Annotated in this window: 19 protein-coding genes, 1 tRNA gene and 1 pseudogene; 11 read left to right on the plus strand and 10 right to left on the minus strand. The window is 70.0% G+C overall.

The window, feature by feature from the left end; translation table 11 throughout:
* Positions 1 to 14: 14 nt before the first annotated feature.
* From R3F55_08150 to R3F55_08165, 4 genes are read right to left on the minus strand one after another with little or no spacing between them, the layout of a single operon-like run.
* Positions 15 to 680, minus strand: coding sequence for a glutathione S-transferase family protein (locus R3F55_08150; GenBank protein MEZ5667390.1), 666 nt, complete (start codon positions 678 to 680; stop codon positions 15 to 17).
* Between the two features lie 34 nt (positions 681 to 714).
* A complete protein-coding gene (locus tag R3F55_08155) occupies positions 715 to 1,308 on the minus strand; it encodes an exonuclease domain-containing protein (GenBank protein ID MEZ5667391.1) in 594 nt (197 codons plus the stop codon).
* A gap of 19 nt (positions 1,309 to 1,327) precedes the next feature.
* Positions 1,328 to 5,890 carry a glutamate synthase large subunit gene (gene gltB / locus R3F55_08160; protein MEZ5667392.1) on the minus strand — a complete coding sequence of 1,521 codons (4,563 nt, stop codon included), beginning with the start codon at positions 5,888 to 5,890 and terminating at the stop codon, positions 1,328 to 1,330.
* A 5-nt stretch (positions 5,891 to 5,895) separates the two neighbouring features.
* Positions 5,896 to 7,368, minus strand: coding sequence for an NAD(P)-dependent oxidoreductase (locus R3F55_08165; protein ID MEZ5667393.1), 1,473 nt, complete (start codon positions 7,366 to 7,368; stop codon positions 5,896 to 5,898).
* Positions 7,369 to 7,818: 450 nt separating this feature from the next.
* On the opposite strand from R3F55_08165, the gene R3F55_08170 reads away from it, so the two are divergent.
* Positions 7,819 to 8,673 carry an undecaprenyl-diphosphate phosphatase gene (locus R3F55_08170; protein MEZ5667394.1) on the plus strand — a complete coding sequence of 285 codons (855 nt, stop codon included), beginning with the start codon at positions 7,819 to 7,821 and terminating at the stop codon, positions 8,671 to 8,673.
* A gap of 98 nt (positions 8,674 to 8,771) precedes the next feature.
* Positions 8,772 to 9,638, plus strand: coding sequence for a calcium-binding protein (locus tag R3F55_08175; protein ID MEZ5667395.1), 867 nt, complete (start codon positions 8,772 to 8,774; stop codon positions 9,636 to 9,638).
* Between the two features lie 9 nt (positions 9,639 to 9,647).
* On the opposite strand, the gene R3F55_08180 is transcribed toward R3F55_08175, so the two are convergent.
* Positions 9,648 to 10,640 carry a complex I NDUFA9 subunit family protein gene (locus R3F55_08180; GenBank protein ID MEZ5667396.1) on the minus strand — a complete coding sequence of 331 codons (993 nt, stop codon included), beginning with the start codon at positions 10,638 to 10,640 and terminating at the stop codon, positions 9,648 to 9,650.
* Positions 10,641 to 10,777: 137 nt separating this feature from the next.
* Here R3F55_08180 and R3F55_08185 point away from each other — a divergent pair.
* From R3F55_08185 to ptsN, 9 genes and pseudogenes are all read left to right on the plus strand, one after another.
* Positions 10,778 to 10,864, plus strand: a tRNA-Leu gene (locus tag R3F55_08185).
* Between the two features lie 74 nt (positions 10,865 to 10,938).
* Entirely contained in the window at positions 10,939 to 11,568 is a 630-nt protein-coding gene (locus R3F55_08190) for a ribonuclease D (GenBank protein MEZ5667397.1), read from the plus strand.
* A 55-nt stretch (positions 11,569 to 11,623) separates the two neighbouring features.
* Positions 11,624 to 12,565: pseudogene (locus tag R3F55_08195) on the plus strand (KpsF/GutQ family sugar-phosphate isomerase).
* 153 nt (positions 12,566 to 12,718) lie between these two features.
* A complete protein-coding gene (gene lptC, locus R3F55_08200) occupies positions 12,719 to 13,339 on the plus strand; it encodes an LPS export ABC transporter periplasmic protein LptC (GenBank protein ID MEZ5667398.1) in 621 nt (206 codons plus the stop codon).
* Positions 13,336 to 14,259, plus strand: coding sequence for an LptA/OstA family protein (locus R3F55_08205; GenBank protein MEZ5667399.1), 924 nt, complete (start codon positions 13,336 to 13,338; stop codon positions 14,257 to 14,259). Before lptC ends, R3F55_08205 begins: the two co-directional genes overlap by 4 nt.
* Positions 14,256 to 15,032 carry an LPS export ABC transporter ATP-binding protein gene (gene lptB / locus R3F55_08210; protein MEZ5667400.1) on the plus strand — a complete coding sequence of 259 codons (777 nt, stop codon included), beginning with the start codon at positions 14,256 to 14,258 and terminating at the stop codon, positions 15,030 to 15,032. Before R3F55_08205 ends, lptB begins: the two co-directional genes overlap by 4 nt.
* A 45-nt stretch (positions 15,033 to 15,077) precedes the next feature.
* Positions 15,078 to 16,577, plus strand: coding sequence for an RNA polymerase factor sigma-54 (gene rpoN, locus R3F55_08215; protein MEZ5667401.1), 1,500 nt, complete (start codon positions 15,078 to 15,080; stop codon positions 16,575 to 16,577).
* 216 nt (positions 16,578 to 16,793) lie between these two features.
* Complete coding sequence (raiA, locus tag R3F55_08220; protein MEZ5667402.1) at positions 16,794 to 17,378, plus strand: ribosome-associated translation inhibitor RaiA; 585 nt, start codon at positions 16,794 to 16,796, stop codon at positions 17,376 to 17,378.
* A gap of 37 nt (positions 17,379 to 17,415) precedes the next feature.
* Entirely contained in the window at positions 17,416 to 17,883 is a 468-nt protein-coding gene (gene ptsN / locus R3F55_08225) for a PTS IIA-like nitrogen regulatory protein PtsN (GenBank protein ID MEZ5667403.1), read from the plus strand.
* Between the two features lie 22 nt (positions 17,884 to 17,905).
* Here ptsN and R3F55_08230 read toward each other — a convergent pair whose 3' ends face one another.
* The 5 genes from R3F55_08230 to R3F55_08250 all read right to left on the minus strand — a co-directional run bounded on the left by R3F55_08230 (position 17,906) and on the right by R3F55_08250 (position 22,908).
* Positions 17,906 to 18,121, minus strand: a complete 216-nt coding sequence (locus R3F55_08230) for a hypothetical protein (GenBank protein ID MEZ5667404.1) — start codon at positions 18,119 to 18,121, stop codon at positions 17,906 to 17,908.
* 59 nt (positions 18,122 to 18,180) lie between these two features.
* On the minus strand, positions 18,181 to 18,624 hold the full coding sequence (locus tag R3F55_08235) for an Hsp20 family protein (GenBank protein MEZ5667405.1): 444 nt from the start codon (positions 18,622 to 18,624) through the stop codon (positions 18,181 to 18,183).
* Positions 18,625 to 18,783: 159 nt separating this feature from the next.
* Positions 18,784 to 20,415 (minus strand): sensor domain-containing diguanylate cyclase, encoded by a 1,632-nt coding sequence (locus tag R3F55_08240; protein ID MEZ5667406.1) that lies wholly within the window; start codon positions 20,413 to 20,415, stop codon positions 18,784 to 18,786.
* A gap of 176 nt (positions 20,416 to 20,591) precedes the next feature.
* Positions 20,592 to 21,764: a primosomal protein N' (replication factor Y) - superfamily II helicase gene (locus R3F55_08245; GenBank protein MEZ5667407.1), complete on the minus strand. Its 1,173-nt coding sequence runs from the start codon at positions 21,762 to 21,764 to the stop codon at positions 20,592 to 20,594.
* 31 nt (positions 21,765 to 21,795) lie between these two features.
* Positions 21,796 to 22,908 (minus strand): SPFH domain-containing protein, encoded by a 1,113-nt coding sequence (locus tag R3F55_08250; protein ID MEZ5667408.1) that lies wholly within the window; start codon positions 22,906 to 22,908, stop codon positions 21,796 to 21,798.
* Between the last annotated feature and the right edge of the window lie 123 nt (positions 22,909 to 23,031).

Below are 23,031 nucleotides of genomic sequence, written 5' to 3' on the forward strand. Positions count from 1 at the left end.
GAGGTAAAGCGCGGCTAGAAGTCCAGGTCGGCATAGTGCTGCGGCGGCCGGGCGCCGGGCAGGTGGTCGGCCAGCAGCGGGCGGAAGCTGGGCCGCGACTTGACCCGGGCATACCATTCGCGGGTCAGGTCGTGCTCGCCCCACGGCACGTCGCCCAGATAGTCGATGCAGCTGATCTGGGCGGCGGCGACCACGTCGGCCATCGAAAGCTCGTCGCCGGCCAGCCATTTGCGCCGGTCGGTCAGGTAACCGATGTAGTCGAGGTGGTAATGGATGTTGGCGTGGCCGGCGCGGACCGCCGTCGAATCGGGCTGGCCGCGGCCATAGAAGCGCTTGACGATCTTCTCGGTGACCAGGTTGTCGGTGACCTCGCGGGCGAACTTGCCGTCGAACCAGTCGACCAGCCGCCGGATCTCCGCCCGCTGGATCGAGTCGCCGCCGTACAGCGACGGCTGCGGGTAGACCTCGTCGAGATACTCGTACACCGCATAGCCGCCGGCGATGACGCGGTCGCCGTCCTGCAGCACCGGCACCTCGCAGGCGGGGTTCAGCGCCAGGAACGAAGGCCGGCGGTCCCAGACGTTCTCGACCTTCATGTCGAAGTCGAGGTCTTTCTCGGCCAGGGCGATCCGCACCGCCCGGCAGGACGGCGACAGCCACATGTGAATCAGCGTGCGCATGGGGCCGGCAGAATAGCCATTCGCGTCGCGATGGCTAGAGGCGGCCGTCCGCAATCAGATGCCTGAGCCCGGCGGCGACCGTGCGCACGTCGGCCAGCGCCTGGTGCGTTCGCGCCGGCTCCGGCCCGGCGCCGGCCAGCGCGGCCACCTGGATGCTGTGGAAATCGGCCGCACCCACGCCGAGCAGCGTGCCGAGGTGGCGGCGGAAATTCACCATCCGGCCCTGGTGGCGCGACGGCGGAATACCGTGCCAGCCGGCATTCTCGGCCAGGATCTCGTGATCGGCGCCGTTGCAGTAGAGCGGGGCGTCGTCGGTGCCGGCGAAGGCGTCGAAGCGGGCCAGCGCCTCCGGAAAATCCAGCCCTTCGGCCGCGATCGCCTGCCGGCTGATGCCGGTCAGCGCGACGATGTAGTCCGACAGCTCCGGGTTGCGCACCGGCCGGACCAGGCAGGTGAAGGCGCCCCGCTCCGCCAGCGCCGAGCCGGGGCCGAGCCGGACGGCGCCGATCTGGATCACCTCGCGCCATTCGCCCGGCCGCGACCAGCCGGCCTGCATCGAGCCTTGCCAGGCGGTCAGCTCCAGGTCGAACAGCACGCACGGGCGGGAGGGATCGAACGGGCCCTCCACCGCCGCGCCCCGCCCGCGCTCAGGCCCGCTCCGCCGCCTCGCCCGCCGGCGGCGCCAGCGGATGCTGCAGCATCGGCAGGATCTCGGTCGGCACCACCTGCCAGAACTTCAGCGCAGAACGCTCCCAGTCGTTGAGCAGGCCGTCGGCATAGGCCGACTGGGTCTCGGTGGCATGCTCGCGGATCAGGTCGAACAGCACGGCGTTCCAGTGCGGCGCCAGCACCCGCTGGACGACGACCGAATCCGGGTTGAGGCAGTCGTGGAAGCCGTCCTCCTCGTCCAGCACGAACGCCATGCCGCCGGTCATGCCGGCGGCGAAGTTGTCGCCGACCGGGCCGAGGATGACGGCGGTGCCGCCGGTCATGTACTCGCAGCCGTTCGAGCCGCAGCCCTCGACCACCGCCGTCGCGCCGGAGTTGCGCACGCAGAACCGGTCGCCGGCGCGGCCGGCCGCGAACAGCCTGCCGGCGGTGGCGCCGTACAGCGCGACGTTGCCGATGATGACGTTGCGGTTGCCGGCCAGCCGGCTGGAGGTCATCGGCCGCACCACGATGGTGCCGCCGGACAGGCCCTTGCCGGTGTAGTCGTTGGCGTCGCCGAACACCTCCAGCTTCATCCCGCGCACCGCCCAGGCGCCGAGCGACTGGCCGGCCGAGCCGCGCAGCCGGATGGTGGCGTGGCCCGGCTGCAGGCTGTCCATGCCGAAGGTGCGGGTGATCAGCGAGGCCATCTTGGCGCCGATCGCGCGATGGGTGTTCCTGACGTTGTAGGTCAGCTGCATCTTCTCGCCCTCGCGGAACAGCGGCTCCGCGTCCTCGATCATCTGGGCGTCCAGCGTCTCCGGCACCGGGTTGCGGCCCTCGATGGTGCAGAACGGCGGATAGTCGCCGACGTCGGCGCGGACCAGGATCGGGTTGAGGTCGAGGTCGTCGAGATGGGCGCTGCCGCGGCTGACCTGGTGCAGCAGGTCGGTCCGCCCGATGATCTCCTCCAGCGAGCGGAAGCCGAGCTCGGCCAGGATCTCGCGCACCTCCTCGGCCAGGAAGGTGAACAGGTTGACCACCTTCTCCGGCGTGCCGGTGAACTTGTCGCGCAGCCGCGGGTCCTGGGTGCACACGCCGACCGGGCAGGTGTTGGAGTGGCACTGCCGCACCATGATGCAGCCCATCGCCACCAGCGAGGTGGTGCCGATACCGAATTCCTCGGCGCCGAGGATGGCGGCGATGACGACGTCGCGGCCGGACTTGATGCCGCCGTCGACGCGCAGCCGCACCCGGTGGCGCAGCCGGTTGAGCATCAGCACCTGGTGCGTCTCGGCCAGCCCCAGCTCCCACGGCAGGCCGGCGTACTTGATCGAGGTCTGCGGGCTGGCGCCGGTGCCGCCGGAATGGCCGGAGATCAGGATCACGTCGGCATGGCCCTTGGCCACGCCGGCGGCGATGGTGCCGATGCCGGACCGCGCCACCAGCTTGACGCAGACCTTGGCCTCCGGGTTGATCTGCTTCAGGTCGTAGATCAGCTGGGCCAGATCCTCGATCGAATAGATGTCGTGATGCGGCGGCGGCGAGATCAGGGTCACGCCCGGCGTCGAGTGGCGAAGCCGCGCGATCATCTCGGTGACCTTGAAGCCGGGCAGCTGCCCGCCCTCGCCCGGCTTGGCGCCCTGGGCGATCTTGATCTCCAGCTCGCGGCAGTTGTTCAGATATTCCGCGGTGACGCCGAAGCGGCCGGAGGCGACCTGCTTGATCGCGCTCGACGCGTTGTCGCCGTTCGGCCGCGGCTTGTAGCGGGCCGGGTCCTCACCGCCCTCGCCGCTGTCCGACCGCGCGCCGATGCGGTTCATCGCGATCGACAGCGTCTCGTGCGCCTCCGGGCTCAGCGCGCCGAGCGAGATGCCCGGCGAGACCAGCCGCTTGCGGATCGCCGTGATCGATTCGACATCGTCGAGCGAGGCCGGCACCCGGCCGGGCTTGAAGTCCAGCAGGTCGCGGATGTGGATCGGCTCCAGCTCGCGCAGGCCGGCGGTGTACTTCTTGAAGGTGGCGAAGCTGTCGGTGGCGACCGCGTGCTGCAGCGTGTGGATCAGCGGGCCGTGGAAGCCGTGCGCCTCGCCGCCGCGGCGATAGCGGTAGAAGCCGCCGATCGGCAGCGCCACCACGTCCTCGTCCCAGGCGCGGCGGTGCGCCTCCAGCGTCTTGTGCTGGATGCCGGCCAGGCCGATGCCGGAGATACGCGAGACCATGCCGGGGAAGAACTCCGCCACCAGCGTCCGCGACAGGCCGATCGCCTCGAAATTGTAGCCGCCGCGATAGGAGCTGACGATCGAGATGCCCATCTTCGACATGATCTTCAGCAGCCCGGCGTCGATGGCGTGGGCGTAGTCCTCGATACAGGCGGCGAGGTCCTTTTCGCCGAACAGACCGCGGGCATGGCGGTCGACGACGGTCTCCTCGGCCAGATAGGCGTTGACCGTGGTGGCGCCGACGCCGATCAGCACCGCGAAATAGTGCACGTCCAGCGCCTCGCCGCAGCGCACGTTCAGCGACGTCCAGGTGCGCAACTGCTGGTGCACCAGGTGGGTGTGGACCGCGCCGGCGGCCAGGATCATCGGCACCGGCGCGCGGCCCGCCGCGACCGCGCGGTCGCTGAGGATGACGTGGCGCGGCCCGCCGCGCACGGCGTCCTCGGCCTGCTGACAGATCCGGCGGATCGCCTCGGCCAGGCTCTCGCCGGCATTCTCGCCGGGCACGTCGAAGGTGCAGTCGATCTCCACCGCCGCGTCGCCCAGCGCGTTGCGCAGGGCGGCATAGCGGGCGTTGGTCAGCACCGGCGACTCCAGCTCCAGGATGTCGCACTGACTGGCGTCCTCGATCAGGATGTTGCCGAGGTTGCCGAGCCGGGTCTTCAGGCTCATCACCCCGGTCTCGCGCAGGCTGTCGATCGGCGGGTTGGTGACCTGGCTGAAGTCCTGGCGGAAGAAGTGGTGCAGGCCGCGATACTTGGCCGACAGCACCGCCAGCGGCGTGTCGTCGCCCATCGAGCCGACCGCCTCTTTCGCCGTCTCCACCATCGGCTGCAGGATCAGCTCGACATCCTCCATCGACCAGCCATAGCCGACCTGGCGGCGACGCAGTTCCGCCCGCTCCATCGTCGGGGCCGGCACCGGCGCCGCGTCGCGGCTGCCCAGGTCGTCGAGATAGGTGATGTTGCTGACCCAGGCGCCGTAGTCGGCGCGGCGCGCCAGCGACGACTTCAGGGTGTCGTTGTCGTAGAAGCGGCCCTCGACCAGGTCGACCGCGATCATCTCGCCCGGGCCGCAGCGGCCCTTCTCGATGATGTGCGACTCCTTCAGCCGCACCATCCCGGTCTCCGACCCGACGATCAGCAGCCCGTCGTCGGTGATGGTGTAGCGCAGCGGCCGGAGGCCGTTGCGGTCCATCCCGGCCAGCACCCAGCGGCCGTCATAGGCGGCGACGGCGGCGGGGCCGTCCCACGGCTCCATCACCGCGTTGCAGTAGGCGTAGAGGTCCTTCAGCTCCTGGCCGATGGTCGGGCGCTTCGACCACGCCTCCGGGATCATCATGGTCTTGACCAGCGGCAGGTCGCGACCGGCACGGATCATCACCTCGCAGACCGCGTCCAGCGCGGCGGAATCGGAGCTGCCGAGCTGGATGACCGGCTTGATGTCCTCGATATACGGGCCGAACGCCGCCGATTCCATCCGCGGCTCGTGGCTCTTCATCCAGTTGGTGTTGCCGCGCAGCGTGTTGATCTCGCCGTTGTGGGCGAGGGTGCGGAACGGCTGCGCCAGCCGCCAGGTCGGGAAGGTGTTGGTCGAGAAGCGCTGGTGGAAGATGGCGAAGTTCGACACGAACCGCTCGTCGAGCAGGTCCGGGTAGAAGTTGGTCAGGTCCTCGGCCAGGAACATGCCCTTGTAGATGATCGACCGGCACGACAGCGCGCAGATGTAAAAGTCGGTGATGTTCTCCAGCAACGCCGCCTTCTCGATCCGGCGGCGGATGATGAACAGGTCGCACTCGAACCGCTCGTCGTCGACGCCGCGGTTGTTGGCGATCATGATCTGCTCGATCTCCGGCCGGGTCGCGTTGGCCTTCTCGCCGACCACATCGACGTTCACCGGCACCTGGCGCCAGCCGTAGATGGTGTAGCCGAAGCGGATGATCTCGCTCTCGACGATGGTGCGGCAGCGCTCCTGCGCCGCATAGTCGGTGCGCGGCAGGAACACCATGCCGACGGCCAGCTTGCCGGTGCCCGGCTCGTGGCCGGTGCCGCGGATGTGCTCCTTGAAGAACTCCTGCGGGATCTGCACGTGGATGCCGGCGCCGTCGCCGGTCTTGCCGTCGGCGTCGACCGCGCCGCGGTGCCACACCGCCTTCAGCGCGTCGATGCCGTACTGCACCACCGTGCGGCTGGGCTTGCCGTCGATCGCCGCGATCAGGCCGACGCCGCAGGCGTCGTGCTCGAACGCCGGGTCATAGGCGCCGCCCGCCATCAGCCTGGCCCTGTTGGCCAGGTACTCGGGCACGAAACGGGCGCCGTTCGGGTCGCGGCGGTCGGTCATGGCAGTCACTCCGCGGCGATCGCCGCCGGCGCACCGGCGCCGGCCTTCGCCTGCAAATAGCGATGGATGGAAGCGGCGGCGTCCTGGCCGTCGCGGATCGCCCACACCACCAGCGAGGCGCCGCGCACGATGTCGCCGGCGGCGAACACGCCGTCCAGCGACGTCATCATCGTCGACCAGTTGACCTTGATCGTGCCCCAGCGCGTGACCGGCAGCTCCGGCGCGCCGAACATGCCGGGGATGTCCTCAGGGTCGAAGCCGAGCGCGGTGATGGCGAGGTCGGCCTCGCAGGTGAAGGCGGAGTCCGGCACCGGCTCCGGCGTCTGCCGGCCGCTCGAATCGGCGACGCCGAGGCGCATGCGATGGGCGCGCACGCCGGTGACCCCGCCGGTGCGCCCGCCGCCGGCGACGTCGCCGAGGAACGCCTCGGGCGCCGCGAGCCACTCGAACACCACGCCCTCCTCCTCGGCGTTGGCCACCTCGCGCTGCGAGCCCGGCATGTTGGCCCGGTTGCGGCGGTAGAGGCAGGTCACCGACCGCGCGCCCTGGCGCACAGCGGTGCGCACGCAGTCCATCGCCGTGTCGCCGCCGCCGACGACAACGACGGCCTTGCCGGACGCATTCAGCGCGCCGGCGTCGAAGGCGGCGACGGCGTCGCCCAGGCCCTTGCGGTTGGACGCGATCAGGAAGTCCAGCGCCGGCACCACGTTGTCGAGCCCGACGCCGGGCACCTGGATGTCGCGCGCCTTGTAGACGCCGGTGGCGATCAGCAGCGCGTCGTGGCGCGCGCGCAGTTCGGCGAGAGAGGCGTCGCGGCCGACCTCGAAGCCGAGCCGGAACGCGACCCCGCTGTCGGCCAGCCAGGCGTTGCGCCGCTCCACCACCTGCTTTTCCAGCTTGAAGTTGGGGATGCCGTAGATCAGCAGCCCGCCGGCACGGTCGTAGCGGTCGTAGACCGTGACCTTGTAGCCGCGTGCGCGCAGACGGGCCGCGGCGGCCAGCCCGCCCGGCCCGGCGCCGACGATGCCGACCGACTGCGCCCGCTCGCGTGCCGGCACGATCGGCCGGACCCAGCCGTTCGCGAAGGCGGTTTCGGTGATGTACTTCTCCACCGCGCCGATGGTGACGGTGCCATGGGCCGACTGCTCGATGACGCAGTTGCCTTCGCACAGCCGGTCCTGCGGGCAGATCCGGCCGCAGACCTCCGGGAAGCTGTTGGTGGCGGCGGAGACCTCGTAGGCCTCCTCCAGCCGGCCCTCGGCGGTCAGCTTCAGCCAGTCGGGGATGTTGTTGTGAACCGGGCAATGGATCTGGCAGAACGGCACGCCACACTGCGAACAGCGCGAGGCCTGCTCCGCCGCCTTGTCGCGGGCGAACTCGCGATAGATCTCGCGGAAGTCGTCGCGCCGCTCCTCGGCCGCGCGCTTCGGCGGCGGCCCCTGGTCGACCGTGACGAACCTGAGCATGCGCTCGCCCATGCCGTTTCCTCTCCCGCGCGTCTTGCGCCTGTCTTGCTTGGTGCCGCCGGTTGTCCGATGCTGGCGCATCGGGCCGGCCGTCCTGCCGGCTTCCGGCCGGCGGCACGGAGCGCCGGACAGCCCGGCCCCGTCGCCGCCGCAGGACTTATAGCGAAGTCCGGCGGCGCTGCCAAACGGATTCCCTGTAATTAGGTCAGTAGGAGGTAACTACTTTCGGCGTGCCCGTGTTTCGCGGGCATGGATTGCGGCAACATCGGGGCGACCTAAACGGATTTAGGTCCGGTATGAGAACCAAATGGCGTGCGGCGGCGATCCGCGCGCCGGCCGCGGACGGCGTCTGGCCGTGGCGCGGCGGCGAGGGCGTGCCTATACTTCGCGCCCGACGCGTCGCGGGGCGGCGGAGTCGGGCGCCTGCGGTTCGGCCCGGCACCGCCTGAACAGGGTCATAGCGTGGACATCATCCAGGTCATCGTGCTCGCCCTGGTCCAGGGCGCCACCGAATATCTGCCGATCAGCTCGTCCGGCCACCTGGTGGTGACGTCCCAGATCCTCGGCTGGCCGGACCAGGGACTGACCTTCGACATCGCGGTGCATGTCGGCACGCTGGCGGCGGTGCTGGTCTATTTCTGGCGCGACGTCGGCCGCATGGCCTACGGGCTGGTCAGCCCGCTGCTGGGACGGGCCGGCGCGGAATCCCGCCTGGTCTGGAACGTCATCGTCGGCACGCTGCCGCTCGTCGCCGCCGGCTATGCACTGGCCAAGGTCAACGAGTCCGACCCCGCCTTCATCAACCAGACCCTGCGCGACCCGGTGGTGATCGGCGCCGCGTCGATCGGCTTCGGCATCGTGCTGTGGCTGGCCGACCGGCTGGCGCCGCGCGACGCCACGCTGCGCGACATGGGGCCGGCGGGCGCCCTGTTCGTCGGGCTGGCGCAGGTGCTGGCGCTGGTGCCCGGCACCAGCCGCGCCGGCATCACCATCACCGCGGCGCGTCTGCTCGGCTACGAGCGGACCGAGGCGGCGCGCTTCTCGCTGCTGCTGGCGATCCCGGCGATCGCCGGCGCCGGCATCCTGGCCGGCAAGGACCTGATGGAGGCCGGCGACATCGCGGTGACCCAGGACGCGCTGATCGGCGCGGCGCTGTCGTTCGCTGCAGCACTCGTCGCGATCTGGCTGATGCTGGCCTGGGTGCGCCGCGCCAGCTACCTGCCCTTCGTGATCTACCGTATCGCCTTCGGCGCATTCCTGATCTGGTGGTTCGGCGGCTTCGGCGGCTTCGGCGGCGGCGGCGGCGGCGGAGCCTGAGCGCAGCGCGACGATGCCCTCGCCGGGTGAACTCATCGGCTCCTTGCCGCGTCTGACCTTGTGCGCGAGTGCACGTCAAAGCGCGAGGGAGAAAGCCGATGCCGTCCATCAGCCCCCTGATTCTGTTCGACCCGATCCCGTTCAGGCCCGCCGGCAAGACCATCCGCGGCACGGCGGCCAGCGACGTCCTGGAGGGCGGTGCCGGCGACGACCGTATCTATGGTGAGCTCGGCAACGACACGATTAAGGGCGGCGCCGGTGACGACGTGATCGCGACCGGCACCGGAAACAACCTGGTGTTCGGCGGGAGCGGCAACGACCTGGTCACCGGCGGCAAGGGAGCCGACCTTATCTTCGGCGACGGCGGCGACGACATCCTGAACGGCGCCGACGCAGCCTACGACCTGACGAACGACCAGGGCGACATCATCGCTGGCGATGCCGGCGACGACCGCATCCACGGCCATGGCGGCGACGACCTCCTAATCGGCGGCGCTGACGATGACCAACTGTGGGGCGACTGGGGCGACGACCAGCTGCGCGGCGATGCCGGCGCCGACCTGCTCGACGGCGGCACAGGCAACGACCGGCTGTTCGGCGGCGACGGCAACGACACCCTCTACGGCGGCGGGGGTGACGACGTGCTCGACGGCGGGCGCGGGTCCAATGTCCTGCAAGGTGGCGCCGGCGCGGACCGATTCATCCTCGGACAGGACGCCCAACCCGAACTGGTCCTCGACTACAGTTGGGCCGACGGAGACCGCATCGACCTGACCTCGTATTTCGACGACGTCTACGGCGATGCGGTGTTCAGCTTCCACGCGGTCGAGACCCCGGCCATGGACTATGTAGCACTGCACCTGTCCAATGGCACCGGCACCTATCTGATCGCGAAGTTCGTCGGCATGACGGGAGGCGGCTTCGTCGTCGACGTCGAAGGTGATGTGCACTACTACGCGGTCTGAGAGGTCTGCTCAGGCGTGGCGGGCGGTGAAGCGGCCGCCGGGGCGGAAGCGGTCGAGATAGCGCGGCAGTACCGCCTCCGGCGCGATCGGCACGATGCCGAGGTCGGCAAAGCCCGGCTGCCCGCCGCTGACAACGTTGTCGTGGTGCAGCAGGCGCAGCTGGTCGCGGGTCAGCGGCGGCTTCGGCAGCAGGCCGGCGAAGCCGGCGAAGATGCCGGCGGCGAAGAACGGCATCGGCACCAGCGGCCGCTTGCGGGCGACATGCCGCAGCACCAGCTCCAGCACCTCCTGGAAGCTGTAGACCTTCGGTCCGCCCAGCTCATAGGTCTTGCCGGCCGCGGCCGGGTCGGCGGCGGCGCGGACCAGCGCCTCGGCCAGGTCGCCGACATAGACCGGCTGGAACTTCGGGCCGCCGTCGCCGGTCAAACGCCCGGCCTTGAGGTCGGCCACGGTCGGGCACACGCCGACCACCGGCAGCGCCGGCGCAAGCCGGGCCATTGCCGCGAAGCGGTTGAAGAAGTCGTCCTCCGGCCCGAACACCACCGACGGCCGCAGGATCACCGCCTCCGGGAAGGCCTCGCGCACCGCGGCCTCGCCGGCCGCCTTGCTTGCGGCATAGTCGGAGTCCGAATGCGGGTCCGCGCCCAGCGCGGACATGTGCACCATGCCGGTCGCCCCGGCCTGCCGGGCCGCCTGCACCACCCGGCGCGCGCCCTCGACATGGACGGTATGGAAGCGCTGGCGGCCGCGCTCGTACAGGATGCCGACCAGATTGATCACCAGGTCGGCGCCGTGGCAGGCGGCGGCGACCCGCGCGTCGTCGCCGATCGGCGCCGCCACCGGCGTGACCTGGCCGACGTCGCCCATCGGCTTGAGGAACAGCGCGGAATCGGTGTCGCGCACGGCCACGCGGACCAGGTCGCCGCGGGCGGCCAGCAGGCGCACCACATGCCGGCCGATGAACCCCGAGCCGCCGAAGATCGTCACCGAACGGGTTGCCATGGACAGGAACCTCTTGCAGTGGCCGGCGCCCGCCGCCGCTGGCCGCGGGCGCTCCGCTTGCGGAACGCCGCATAGATGCCGCGACAGCGGCGCATTGACAAGCGCGGTATCGCCCACTAACTAGTGCGCTCTCGATTGCCCAGGTGGCGGAATTGGTAGACGCGCTGGCTTCAGGTGCCAGTGGGCGCAAGCTCGTGGAAGTTCGAGTCTTCTCCTGGGCACCACCCCTTTCTCGTCGTTGCAGAGTGCCGGCTTGTCCGCCGAGTTGGCTTCAGAGGAGCTGCAGCCCGGCGTGCCGATGAAGATCACCGTTCATCACGGCGACCTGCCCGAAGGCCTCGATCTCGGCGACTGCGTCGCGATCGACACGGAGACGATGGGCCTGCGCCACAGCCGCGACCGGCTGTGCCTGGCGCAGCTCAGTGCCGGCGACGGCACCGTCCACCTGGTCCGCTTCGACAATCCGCGCGACAATCCGACCGCCTACGCCGCGCCGCGGCTGCGCGCGATGCTGGCCGACGCTAGGGTGCTGAAGCTGTTCCACTTCGCCCGCTTCGACATGGCCGCCTTCGCCCATGCGATGGACACAATGCCGCGGCCGGTCTACTGCACCAAGATCGCTTCGCGGCTGGTGCGGACCTACACCGACCGCCACGGCCTGAAGGACCTGTGCCGCGAGCTGCTCGGCGTCGAGCTGTCGAAGCAGCAGCAGAGTTCGGACTGGGGTGCGGCCGATCTGACCGCCGAGCAGCAGGATTACGCCGCCAGCGACGTCCTGTACCTGCACCGCCTGCGTGCGGCGCTGGACGAGCGTTTGGCGCGCGAGGGCCGTCGGCAGCTGGCCGAGGACTGCTTCGGCTGCCTGCCGGCGCGCGTGGCGCTCGATTTGGCCGGCTGGGCCGACGAGGATATATTCGCCCACGCCTGAATCGGCGCGGCGCGCCGCGCCGCGGGCGGATCGGATGGCAGACGACGGACTGGCGATGGCATTTTCCGCGACGGTGACATCCACGGGGCCGTTCGATGCGGCCGAGGTGGGGCGCGACGTGCTGCGCCTCGAGGCCGAGGCGCTGGCGCTGCTGGCCGATTCGCTGGGCGCGGCCTTCGTCGCGGCGATCGAGAAGATGAACGCGGTGTCCGGCCGCGTCGTGGTCACCGGCATGGGCAAGTCCGGCCACATCGCGCGCAAGATCGCGGCCACGCTGGCCTCGACCGGCACGCCGGCGCTGTTCATCCACCCGGCCGAAGCCAGCCACGGCGACCTCGGCATGGTCGGCGTCGACGACGTCGTGCTGGCGCTGTCGAATTCCGGCGAGACGCCGGAGCTGAACGACGTCATCGCCTATACCCGGCGCTTCGCCATCCCGCTGATCGCGATCACGTCGGGCGCGGCCAGCACGCTGGCCCAGGCGGCCGACGTGCGGCTGGTGCTGCCGGCGGCGCGCGAGGCCGGGGCGCTGGCGCTGGCGCCGACGACCTCGACGACGATGATGCTGGCGCTCGGCGACGCGCTGGCGGTCACGCTGCTGGAGCGGCGCGGCTTCACCGCAGACGACTTCCGCGTCTTCCACCCCGGCGGCCAGCTCGGCCGTCGGCTGCTGCGCGTGCGCGACGTGATGCACACCGGCCCCGAGATGCCGCTGATCGCGCTGGACCCGCCGATGAGCCAGGCGGTGGTCGCGATGGCGACCAAGCGGTTCGGCTGCATCGGCGTGATCGATGACGACGGGCGGCTGGCCGGCATGATCACCGACGGCGACCTGCGCCGGCACCTCGGCCCCGGCCTGCTGCAGATGCCGGTTTCCGCCGTGATGACCCGCGCGCCGCTGACGACGGTGCCCGAGGCGCTGGCGGCCGAGATCCTGGCCGTGCTCAACGCCCGCAAGATCATCGCCATGTTCGTGGTCGCCGACGGCAGGCCGGTATCGCACCAGCACGAGCCCCACATCCTGGCAGCGGGCGTCCCGCCGCTGGCGATCGAGACCGAGGCCGCGCACGGCGCCGGCGGCAGCCGGGCCGACGGCGAGGCGCATCGCGACCGCGGCAAGCGCATGGCCGCGATGCTCGACCTGGCCGCGATGCGCCGGCGCGGCGACAGCGGCATCCGCTATTCCCGCTTCGTCCAGGGCCTGCGGCTGCTGCTGCCGGTGATCACCGTGGTGGTCGTCCTGCTGGTCGCGCTGTGGCCGGAGTTCAACTCGGTCGAGGACGCGATCGCCGTTTCGCAGGCGCCGATCTCGCTGGATGACGCCGAACGGCTGACGATGACCAACCCGCGCTACACCAGCCGCGACGAATCCGGCATGCCCTACGTCATCACCGCCGACCTCGCCGAACAGATGGACACCGAGACCATGCGGATGGCGCTGACCAACCCGGCGGCCGACGTGACCCTGAACGACGGCACCTGGGTGATGCTGCGCGCCGACAGCGGGCACTATTCGGACCAGGACAAGCGCCTCGACCTGTCCGGCGACGTCTCCCTGTTCCACGATGCCGGCTACGAGTTCCACACTCAGGTCGCGACCATCGACTTCGTCGCCGGCCGGGCCGAGGGCGACCAGCCGGTGGCCGGCTTCGGGTCGTTCGGCGACATCCAGTCGGAGGGCTTCGTCATCGAGGACCGCGGCGCCGTGATCATCTTCACCGGCCGCGCGCACATGGTGCTGCGCGTCGAAGAGGAGCTGCCGGTCGAATGAGGCCGCGCCACGCCGCCTGCCTGGCGCTTGCCGCCCTGGCCGCCGTTCCGGCCGGCGCCCGGGCCCAGGGCCTCGACTTCGGCGGCGGCGAAGAGCCGGTCACCATCGATGCCGACGACGGCATCGAGTGGCAGCGCGACCGCTCGGCCTATGTCGCGCGCGGCAATGCCACCGCCACGCGCGGCGACACCTCGGTCCGCGCCCATGAGCTGATCGCCTACTACACGCCGGAATCGGACGGCACCGACATCTTCCGCATCGATGCGGTCGGCGACGTGCTGATCCTGGGACCGGACCAGCGCGTGGTCGGCGACAAGGCGGTCTACGACGTCGCCAACGGCATCGTCGTGGTCACCGGCGACGCCCTGAGCCTGAGCACGCCCAACGAGGTCCTGACCGCCAGCGAAAGCCTGGAATACTGGGCCGCCCAGCGCATGGCGGTGGCGCGCGGCGACGCCGTCGCCTGCACCGGCAGCGAGCGGCTGGCCGCCGACATCCTGACCGCCTATTGCGTCGCCGAGGGCCGTGGCGGCGGCACCGGCTCCGGCGCCGGGGATGCGGCCGGCGACGGCGCCGCGGCCGGAGACGGCGCCGCAGCCGGCGGCTCCGACGCCGCGCTGCAGAGCCAGCAGCTCGACCGGGTCGAGGCCTATGGCTCGGTGCTGATCCTGACCGCGACCGACCGGGCCGAGTCCGACACCGCGATCTACTACGCCCAGGACGAGGTCGCGTTCCTCAACGGCAACGTCCGCATCGCCCAGGGCAGCAACCAGCTGCAAGGCACCGCGGCCGAATATGATCTGGTCACGCGCATCTTCAAGGTCGAGAATGCGCGGATGTATTTCGTGCAACAGGAAGAGCAGCCGGCGGGCGCGAGCCCCTGCCAGGTGCCACCCTTCGCAGGCGGAACGCGCCAATGAGCGACAAGGACCCGACGCCCGGCCACGACAGGCCGCGGCTGGTGACGGAGAACGAGGGGCTGGCCGCGCGCAACGTCGGCAAGCGCTATCGCAAGCGCCCGGTGCTGCGCGACGTCAGCCTGAAGGTGCAGCGCGGCGAGTCCGTCGGCCTGCTCGGACCGAACGGCGCCGGCAAGACCACGCTGTTCTATATCGTGACCGGCCTGATCAGCGCCGACTACGGCACCATTTCGCTCGACGGGCGCGACATCACCGACCTGCCGATGTATCGCCGCGCCCGGCTCGGCATCGGCTACCTGCCCCAGGAGCCGTCGATCTTCCGCGGGCTCAGCGTGGAGAACAACATCCGGGCGGTGCTGCAGGCGGTCGACCCGGACCGCGACCGGCGCGAGGCCGCGCTGGACGACCTCCTCGCCGAGTTCTCGATCACCCACCTGCGGCGCACGCCGGCGATCGCGCTGTCCGGCGGCGAGCGCCGCCGGGTCGAGATCGCCCGCGCGCTGGCCTCGCAACCGGCGTTCATGCTGTTCGACGAGCCGCTGGCCGGCATCGACCCGATTGCCGTCAACGATATCCGCGACCTGATCCTGCACCTGAAAACGCGCGGAATCGGCGTCCTCATCACCGATCATAACGTTCGGGAAACCTTAGGGACGGTAGACAGGGCCTATATCTTGCATGACGGGGCGGTCCTGATGGAAGGCAAACCGAGGGAAATCGTTGCGCACGAGGACGTCCGTCGAGTCTATCTCGGTGAGCGGTTCAGCCTCTAGCGGGCGGTCAATGCAGTTTCGATCGACATCCGACGTCGGTGCGCCATGGCACTAGGGCAGCGCCTCGACCTGCGTCAAAGCCAGTCGCTGGTGATGACGCCGCAACTGCAGCAGGCCATCAAGCTGCTGCAGCTGTCGAATCTCGAGCTCGGCGCCTATGTCGAGGCCGAACTGGAGCGCAATCCGCTGTTGGAGCGCGAGGACGACCTCGCCGCGCGCGAACCGGACGCGCAGCCGCGGGCGTCGAGCGCGGCCGACACCATGGCCGCAGCCGGCGAATCCATCATTTCCAGCCGGGAGGCCCCGCTCGATACCGACTTCGGCTCGGTGTGGGGCGAGGACGGCGGCTCGGATTCCGCGGTTGGCGGCGGCGACGGCCTCTATGCGGCCTGGGGCTTCGGCGCCGGCCGCAGCGGCTCGTTCGACGACGACGGCTTCACCCCCGACCAGAACCTGGCGCGTGCGCCGTCGCTGCGCGATCACCTGACCGAGCAGCTGACCGTGGACGTCGCCGACCGCATGATGCGGGCGGTCGGCGCCCACCTGATCGACAGCCTGGACGATTCCGGCTGGCTGACCACGCCGCTGGAGACGATCGCGGAACGCCTGGGGTGCGAGCGCGCGACGGTCGAAGCGACGCTGGCGCGGCTGCAGCAGTTCGACCCGCCCGGCATCTTCGCCCGCACGCTGGCCGAATGCCTGGAGCTGCAGCTGCGCGAGCGCAACCGCTTCGATCCGGCGATGGCCGCGCTGCTGGCCAATCTCGACCTGCTCGCTGCGCGCAACTCGAAGGCGCTGATGCGGATCTGCGGCGTTGACGCCGAGGACCTGGCCGAGATGGTGGCCGAGATCCGCCAGCTCAACCCCAAGCCGGCGCTGGCCTTCGGCGACGACGCGGTGCAGGCGGTCATTCCCGACGTGCTGATGCGGCCGGCCGCAGACGGCGGCTGGCACGTCGAGGTCAATGCCGAGACGCTGCCCCGCGTGCTGGTCAACGCCACCTACTATGCCCGCATCCGCAAGAACGCGCGCGGCTCGGCCGACCGCGAGTTCCTGACCGACCAGCTCAATTCCGCCAACTGGCTGGTCAAGGCCCTGCACCAGCGCGCGACCACGATCCTGAAGGTGGCCAGCGAGATCGTGGCCCAGCAGGATGGGTTCTTCCGCTACGGCGTCTCCCATCTGAAACCGCTGATCCTGCGCGACATCGCCGACGCGATCGGCATGCACGAGAGCACCGTCAGCCGGGTCACCACCAACAAGTTCATCGCCACGCCGCGCGGCCTGTTCGAGCTGAAATACTTCTTCACCGCGGCGATCCAGGGCAGCGACGGCGACAGCGTCTCGGCCGAGGCGGTGCGGCATCGCATCCGCGGCCTGGTCGACGGCGAGACCGCGGCGACGGTGCTGTCGGACGACCAGATCGTGGCCGCCCTGCGCAACGACGGTGTGATGATTGCCAGGCGCACCGTTGCGAAATATCGTGACGCCATGCGCATCCCCTCTTCGGTGCAGCGCCGGCGCTCGCTGGCAGCAGGTCTGTGACCGGCCGCGGCCGGCGCCCTGCCGATGAACCGGTCGCCATCGGCGTGCGACCAAGGCGATATGGCAAGGCGTTGACTCCGTACCGGCCCGATCCTATGGTCCGCGCCTCTTTCGTTGGGGGGCGCGATCGGTGAGGACTTACGGCCCCGGCACCGATCGCCGCCGGCACAGCGCGGCGGCCGAAGCGATACCAGCGAAGCGGAGTGCTTGCGCCCTATGCGAATAGACATCTCCGGACACCAGATCGACGTCGGCGAGGCGTTGAGCGGGCATATCCGTGCGCGGATCGAGACCGAGGTGGCCAAGTATTTCGACCAGGCGATCGAGAGCAGCGTCGTTGTCTCGCGCCGCGGCCACGAGTTCCATGTCGATGCGGCGGTCCACGCCAGCGCCGGCATCACCATGCGCGCGGCCGGCGCGGCCGAGGAGGCCTATGCCGCCGCCGACCAGGCGGTCGACCGGATCGCCAAGCGCCTGCGCCGCTACAAGCGCCGGCTGAAGGACCACCACAAGGCCGCGGAAGCCAACAGCCACAGGGTCGCGCAATACTACATCGTCGCGGCCGAGACCGAGGCGGATGCCGACGCGGATGCGGAGGAGCCCGCCGGCCACCACCCGGTGATCATCGCCGAGGAGCCGGCCAAGATCATGACCATGACGCCGAGCGCCGCAGTCATGGCCCTGGACCTTTCGGAGAAGCCGGCGCTCGTTTTCTTCAATGCCGCCAACGGCACGCTCAACGTGGTCTACCGGCGCAGCGACGGCAATGTCGGCTGGATCGACCCGCACAGCGCGGCGTGAGCGCATTCGACCTACGGGCAACGGATCGGCAAGCACCATGGAATCCCAGGACCTGCTGCACAAGCAGGGTGTGATCCTCGACCTCCAGGCGATGAGCAAGAAGCAGGTGTTCGAGCATCTGGCCGACCGCGCCGCGGAGATGACCGGCCTGCATCAGCGCGTGCTGTTCGACATGCTGCTTGAGCGCGAGCGCCTCGGCTCGACCGGCGTCGGCGAAGGCGTCGCCATCCCGCACGCCCGGCCTGACGGCATCACGCAGATCTACGGCCTGTTCGCCAGGCTGGCGAAACCGATCCCGTTCGACGCACCGGACGACGAGCCGGTCGACCTCGTTTTCCTGCTGTTGGCGCCGGCCAGCGAGGGCGGCGACCATCTGCGCGCCTTGGCGCGCGTGGCGCGGATGCTGCGGGACAAGACCATCCGCGGCCAGTTGCGTCAGGCCACCCTGCCGCAGCAGGTGGTCGACATCGTGGCCAACGTCCAGCACCGGGCGGCCGGGGAGTAGCGCGGCCGCCGCTGCGGCGGCCTCAGTGGGCGGCAACCGGCTCCAGGTCGTTCCGCTTGATCGTCGCCTCGGCCAGGGCGTAGCTCGGCACCACCGCCAGCGCCGACCCGTCGGCACCGTGGATCGCATAGGCGCGGCCGTTCGGCGTTTCCACCGGCTTGATATAGGCGACGTCGTCCGTGCCCAGGCGCAGGAAATCCGCCGGGCTCAGCAGGCGCAGGGGCTGTTCAACACGCATCCGGGTCCTCCTTGAACTCGGGTTCGGTGATCGACTGCACCACGCGAATGTGGCGCATTCTAGTCATCACCCGTTTGTGACGCGGTCTGTTCCAGGTCGCGGATCGTCACCGACTTGACCTGTTCGACGGCCGCAGGCTCCTGCAGGTCGATGTGCAGGAGGCCATGCCGCATGGAGGCATCGACCACCTCGAGGCCATCCGCGAGCAGGAAGTTCCGCCGGAACTGCCTGGACGCGATCCCGCGGTGCAGGAAAACGCGGCCTTCGTCGCCTTCGCCATGGGCGCCGGCGACGACCAGCTGGTTGCCTTCCACGCGGACCGACAGATCGGACGCCGTGAAGCCCGCCACCGCCAGCGAGATGCGCAGGCGGTCAGGACCGAGGCGCTCGATGTTGTACGGCGGATAGCCGTCCGAAGCCGACTTGGACATGCGATCGAGCGACTGCTCGATCTGGTCGAAACCCAGCAGCAGCGGGCTGTTGAACAGCGATACACGCGTCACCGGCACCTCCCATCCGAAGCGTCACCGTGCGCAGGACCCGCCGATGCGGCATCCACGCGACCGGCACGCGGGCATGGCCATACCGGTCAGCATCTCAGATGGGTGTCAACGGCTGCTGAATCAAGCCGCGCGGCCGGCCGCCGGGGCCCGAGGCAGGCCCTATTCGGCCGCCTGGCGTGCCGCGGTCGCGGCCTGGCGGCGGGCCCGGGCGAGCACGACCGAACCGGCGTTGCCGCGCTTGGCGCGATACATCGCGCGGTCGGCCCGCTCGATCAGGTCGTCCGGCGATTCCGGCCGGTCCGGATCGAACATCGCCACGCCGATCGAGGCGCCGAGGCCGACCCGGCCCGGGTCCAGGCTGACCGTCCGCGCGGCGATGGTCTGCGCGATGCGGCGGGCGCTGCGCCCCGCGTCGCGGGCGCTGATGTCTTCCAGCCACAGGGCGAATTCGTCGCCGCCGAGCCTGGCGGCCAGGTCGTAGGGACGGATCGCGCCGGCCAGGATGGCGCCGACCTCGGCCAGCGCGACGTTGCCGGCCTCGTGGCCGCAGCGGTCGTTCAGCTGCTTGAACTGGTCGAGATCGACGTAGAACAGCGCGCCGGATGTGGCGTGGCGGCTGGCGCGGGCCAGTGCGCCGGTCAGCTCCAGCAGGAAGGCGCGCCGGTTCAGCAGGCCGGTCAACCCGTCGGTGCGCGACAGCCGGGTCAGGCGCTGCATCTCCAGGGCCTGCTGGATCGCGGTGGCGAAGCACGGCTCGATCGCCGACAGGACCGCCAGTTCGGTCTCGCCCCAGTGGGCAAGCGCACCGCCGCGCAGCAGCAGGGCGCCGACGCGCTCGCCGCGGCTGTGCACCGCGGCGGCGATCATCCGCTCCGCCTCGAAGGCGGTCCGCACCCGGCTGCGCCCCTCGCGCAGCCCGTCCAGCAACTCGTCGGCGATGTCGTCGGCCGGCGCCTCGCCGGCCCGGGCCAGCGACGTCCAGCGGTCGATGTCGCGCCAGCCATAGACGGCACAGCCGTCGAGCCCGAACGCCTCGATCGCCGCGGCGAGGCCGCGGGCAAGCATCTGGGCCGGCTGCCATTCGGTCTGCATGGCGTGGCGGATCGATGCCGCGGCGCCGCCGCTGGCCGTCTCCTGCGCGGCCGGGGCGCGCTCGTCCGTCAGCTGGCGGGCGATGCCGCGCACGCCGCGCCGTCCGTCGCCGCCGGTCTCGATCGGTGCAGCATCCAGCACGAAGCGCTGGACGCCGCCGGCGGCATCGCGCACGCTGACCTCGCGGCCGCGCACCGGGGCGGCGCTGCGGCAGGGCCAGTCCGCGCCGGCGGCACCGGGGACCAGGAAGCGGTCCGGCGACTGGCCGACGATGCGATTGGGCGGGAAGCCGAAGGCGCCCGGCTCGGAAATGAACGAGAACACGCCGGTCTCGTCGCACTCCCAGACGAAATCGGCGGTGATCTCGACCAGCTGCTTGTAGCGCTGGCGGGAATCGAGCAGCACCTCGCGCACCGAGGCCTCGGCGGTGACGTCGCGCAGCACGACGACCGCCTCGCCGTCGCTCGCTGCCGCCATCAGCTGGAAGCACATTACGGCGCCGTCGATGCTCGCGCTGATCGGCAGCGGCTCCGGCGCCATGCCGGTGCGGGCCAGTGCGGCCGCACGCCGGATCTGCGCCAGCGCGACCGGGTTCTGCGCGATGAGTGCGGTGGCGTATTGCGCCGCGGCCGGCGTCATCGGGGTCAGGCGACCGCCGGCATCGACCGTGAACACCGGATCCGGCAACACGCGGAGCACGGCGCGCAGGCTTTCGATAGCCCCGCCGGCCAATTCGCGCTGCGCTAGGTCCTGGCTCGGAATGACCGCCCCCTTGTCGCGGGTTGGGTTGGCGCTGTTCTTCGCCGTTAGGGTAAATGCGGCTTTGCTAACCGCGCGTTAACGCTACTGCCGAGTCGGCGCATTTCGTCAACGCGTCACTGGCCGAACTGCGTGTAGAGGTACCAGCCGACCGCGACCGCCGCGGCGATGCCCAGCACCAGCAGCCCGACCTTGATCCAGCTGATCGGCCGCTCGCCCTGCACCTCGCCGGTGCGCCCGTTGATGACGAAGCGGTAGACCTTCTTGGCGTCGCGATAGGCGTTGATCCAGATCGGCAGCAGGACGTGCTTGAACGTGACCTTGCTGTGCTCGGTGCTCATCGAGGTGATGCGCTGGGCGTCGCCGCCGATGTCGCGGCGGATGTCGCCGCGGATCACCTGCTCCATCTTGTACTTGGCCTCGCCGAAGCCTTCCTCCAGGTCGACGTGATAGGCCTCTGCCCGGAAGCCGGACAGATAGGCGTCGTCGTAGGCCACCAGCGCGTCCAGGTCCCACGGCTCCAGCCGCTCCGTCTGCGAACGCGGCAGGGACTTGCTGGCCAGCACCAGCACGTCGTCGAAATCGCGCCAGACCACGCCGCTGACGTTGCGCCAGCGGATCTTGGTCACGGTCCGACGGTCCTTGCCGACACCGACGGTGGTGGTGTAGCGGGTGCCGCGCTGGCCGCGATAGTAGGTCCGCGTGGCCGCGTCGTAGGTCCAGTAGGGCACGTACATGCCGGTGAACTCGCCCTCGAGGCGGGCGAACTGCTTGACGCGGTTCGGTGCGAACCACAACCCGCCCAGCCACTTGCGGAACAGCTCCGGCGCGGTCTTGGAGTCGATCACGAACGGCAGCAGCGAGCGCGGCTTCAGGTGCCGGTTGCTGCCGCCGTCGACCACCTGCGGCGAGCCGCAGAACGGGCAGGATTCCGCCTGCACCGTCGGATCGACCGAGTATTCCGCCGCGCAGCTCTGGCATTTCACCACGCGGGTCGATTCATAGTCCTCGTCGCGCAGCCGGCTGGCGACCGTGGCATTGAAGTCGATCTCGCGGATTTCCTCGCCCGACTGCGGGATCGGGTTCTCGTGGCCGCAGTGGCCGCAGACCAGCGCATGGGTGCCGGGTTGGAAGGTCAGCTTGGCGCCGCACTGCGCACACGGGAAGGTGCGCTCGCGCGCGGCATCGGCCGCGGCCTGCGCGTCCAGTTCCGGATCGAACGGATCCTCCGGCTCGGGCGCATCCAGCGGTGGCGGCGCCTCCAGCGCCGTCCAGGGATTCGATGTCATGCGGGCTCTCGGCTGCGGTGGAAGGGCGGCCTCAACCGGCCGGCGGCAGCGGCGGCGGTGCCGCGGCGAACAGCGCGGCCAGGTCGGCCACCTCGCCCGCCTTGGTCCAGTTGGCCATCCCGGCGCACCAGACCAGGCTGTCGCGGGTCAACTGTCCGGACTGGGCCTGGGCGGTCAGCGTCGCCCGATCGAACGGCCCGGCCTGCTTGCCGTCGATGGCGACGTGGTAGACGGTGCCCTGCGGCAGCGGCGGCGGGGTCGCCGCCTGGCCGCCGGCCGGTGCATGGGCCTGGCCCATGCTCTGGGCCATCTGGTTGGCCATGGCGAAACCCATGCCCATGCCCATCCCGCTGGCGGCGGCACCGCCGGATGCCGTGGCCGCGTCGCCGATCGCCTCGGCGCTCTGATACTGCATGTATTTGCTGAGGTCGCCGATCACGCCCATGCTGGAGCGCTTGTCGAGCACCTTCTCGACCTCCGGCGGCAGCGAGATGTTCTCGACCAGGATCTTGATCAACTCCAGCCCGTAGGCCTCGAATTCCGGCGCGATCCGCTGGGTCAGGAAATCGCCGAGCTGGTCGTAGTTGCCGGCCAGGTCGAGGGCCGGAATGTTCGACTGGCCGATCACGTTGGCGAAGCGCGAGACGATCAGGTTGCGCAGCTGGTCGGTGATCTCGTCGGTGGTGAAATGGCCGTCGGTGCCGACGATCTCGCGCAGGAAGATGTCGGCCTCCTTGACCCGGATCGAATAGGTGCCGAAGGCGCGCAGCCGGATCGGCCCGAATTCCGGGTCGCGCAGCATGATCGGGTTCTTGGTGCCCCACTTCAGGTCGGTGAAGCGGCGCGTGGAGATGAAATAGACCTCGGCCTTGAACGGGCTGGAGAAACCGTGCCGCCAGTTCTGCAGCGTGGACAGCAGCGGCAGATTCTGGGTTTCCAGCGTGTACATGCCGGGACCGAAGATGTCGGCGCACTGGCCCTCGTTGACGAACACCGCGACCTGCGCCTGGCGCACGGTCAGCTGCGCCCCGAACTTGATTTCGTTGCCGTAACGCTCGAAGCGGTAGACCATGGTGTCGTTGCTGTCGTCGGTCCATTCGACGATGTCGACGAACTCACCCTTGATCTTGTCCCACAGTCCCATCGTCTTGCCTCCATGGTTCGTCGCGGCCGGCGCCCCGCACGGCCCCGAACACATGTCGTCTCGCCGCGGAGCATAGTGAAACCGCGGCGCCGGTGCAAAGCCCAAGGCGCCCGGCGGCGCCGG

The sequence above is a fragment of the Alphaproteobacteria bacterium genome, from assembly GCA_041396705.1.
In the GTDB taxonomy this organism is placed as follows: domain Bacteria; phylum Pseudomonadota; class Alphaproteobacteria; order CALKHQ01; family CALKHQ01; genus CALKHQ01.

Bases quoted from the DNA above. Each gene is read 5' to 3' on its own strand.
- R3F55_08150 (MEZ5667390.1), bottom strand. From the start codon at position 680: ATGCGCACGCTGATTCACATGTGGCTGTCGCCGTCCTGCCGGGCGGTG.
- gltB (MEZ5667392.1), bottom strand. From the start codon at position 5,890: ATGACCGACCGCCGCGACCCGAACGGCGCCCGTTTCGTGCCCGAGTAC.
- R3F55_08165 (MEZ5667393.1), bottom strand. From the start codon at position 7,368: ATGGGCGAGCGCATGCTCAGGTTCGTCACGGTCGACCAGGGGCCGCCG.
- R3F55_08175 (MEZ5667395.1), top strand. From the start codon at position 8,772: ATGCCGTCCATCAGCCCCCTGATTCTGTTCGACCCGATCCCGTTCAGG.
- R3F55_08180 (MEZ5667396.1), bottom strand. From the start codon at position 10,640: ATGGCAACCCGTTCGGTGACGATCTTCGGCGGCTCGGGGTTCATCGGC.
- R3F55_08190 (MEZ5667397.1), top strand. From the start codon at position 10,939: ATGAAGATCACCGTTCATCACGGCGACCTGCCCGAAGGCCTCGATCTC.
- lptC (MEZ5667398.1), top strand. From the start codon at position 12,719: ATGCGCCGGCGCGGCGACAGCGGCATCCGCTATTCCCGCTTCGTCCAG.
- R3F55_08205 (MEZ5667399.1), top strand. From the start codon at position 13,336: ATGAGGCCGCGCCACGCCGCCTGCCTGGCGCTTGCCGCCCTGGCCGCC.
- lptB (MEZ5667400.1), top strand. From the start codon at position 14,256: ATGAGCGACAAGGACCCGACGCCCGGCCACGACAGGCCGCGGCTGGTG.
- rpoN (MEZ5667401.1), top strand. From the start codon at position 15,078: ATGGCACTAGGGCAGCGCCTCGACCTGCGTCAAAGCCAGTCGCTGGTG.
- raiA (MEZ5667402.1), top strand. From the start codon at position 16,794: ATGCGAATAGACATCTCCGGACACCAGATCGACGTCGGCGAGGCGTTG.
- ptsN (MEZ5667403.1), top strand. From the start codon at position 17,416: ATGGAATCCCAGGACCTGCTGCACAAGCAGGGTGTGATCCTCGACCTC.
- R3F55_08230 (MEZ5667404.1), bottom strand. From the start codon at position 18,121: ATGCGTGTTGAACAGCCCCTGCGCCTGCTGAGCCCGGCGGATTTCCTG.
- R3F55_08245 (MEZ5667407.1), bottom strand. From the start codon at position 21,764: ATGACATCGAATCCCTGGACGGCGCTGGAGGCGCCGCCACCGCTGGAT.
- R3F55_08250 (MEZ5667408.1), bottom strand. From the start codon at position 22,908: ATGGGACTGTGGGACAAGATCAAGGGTGAGTTCGTCGACATCGTCGAA.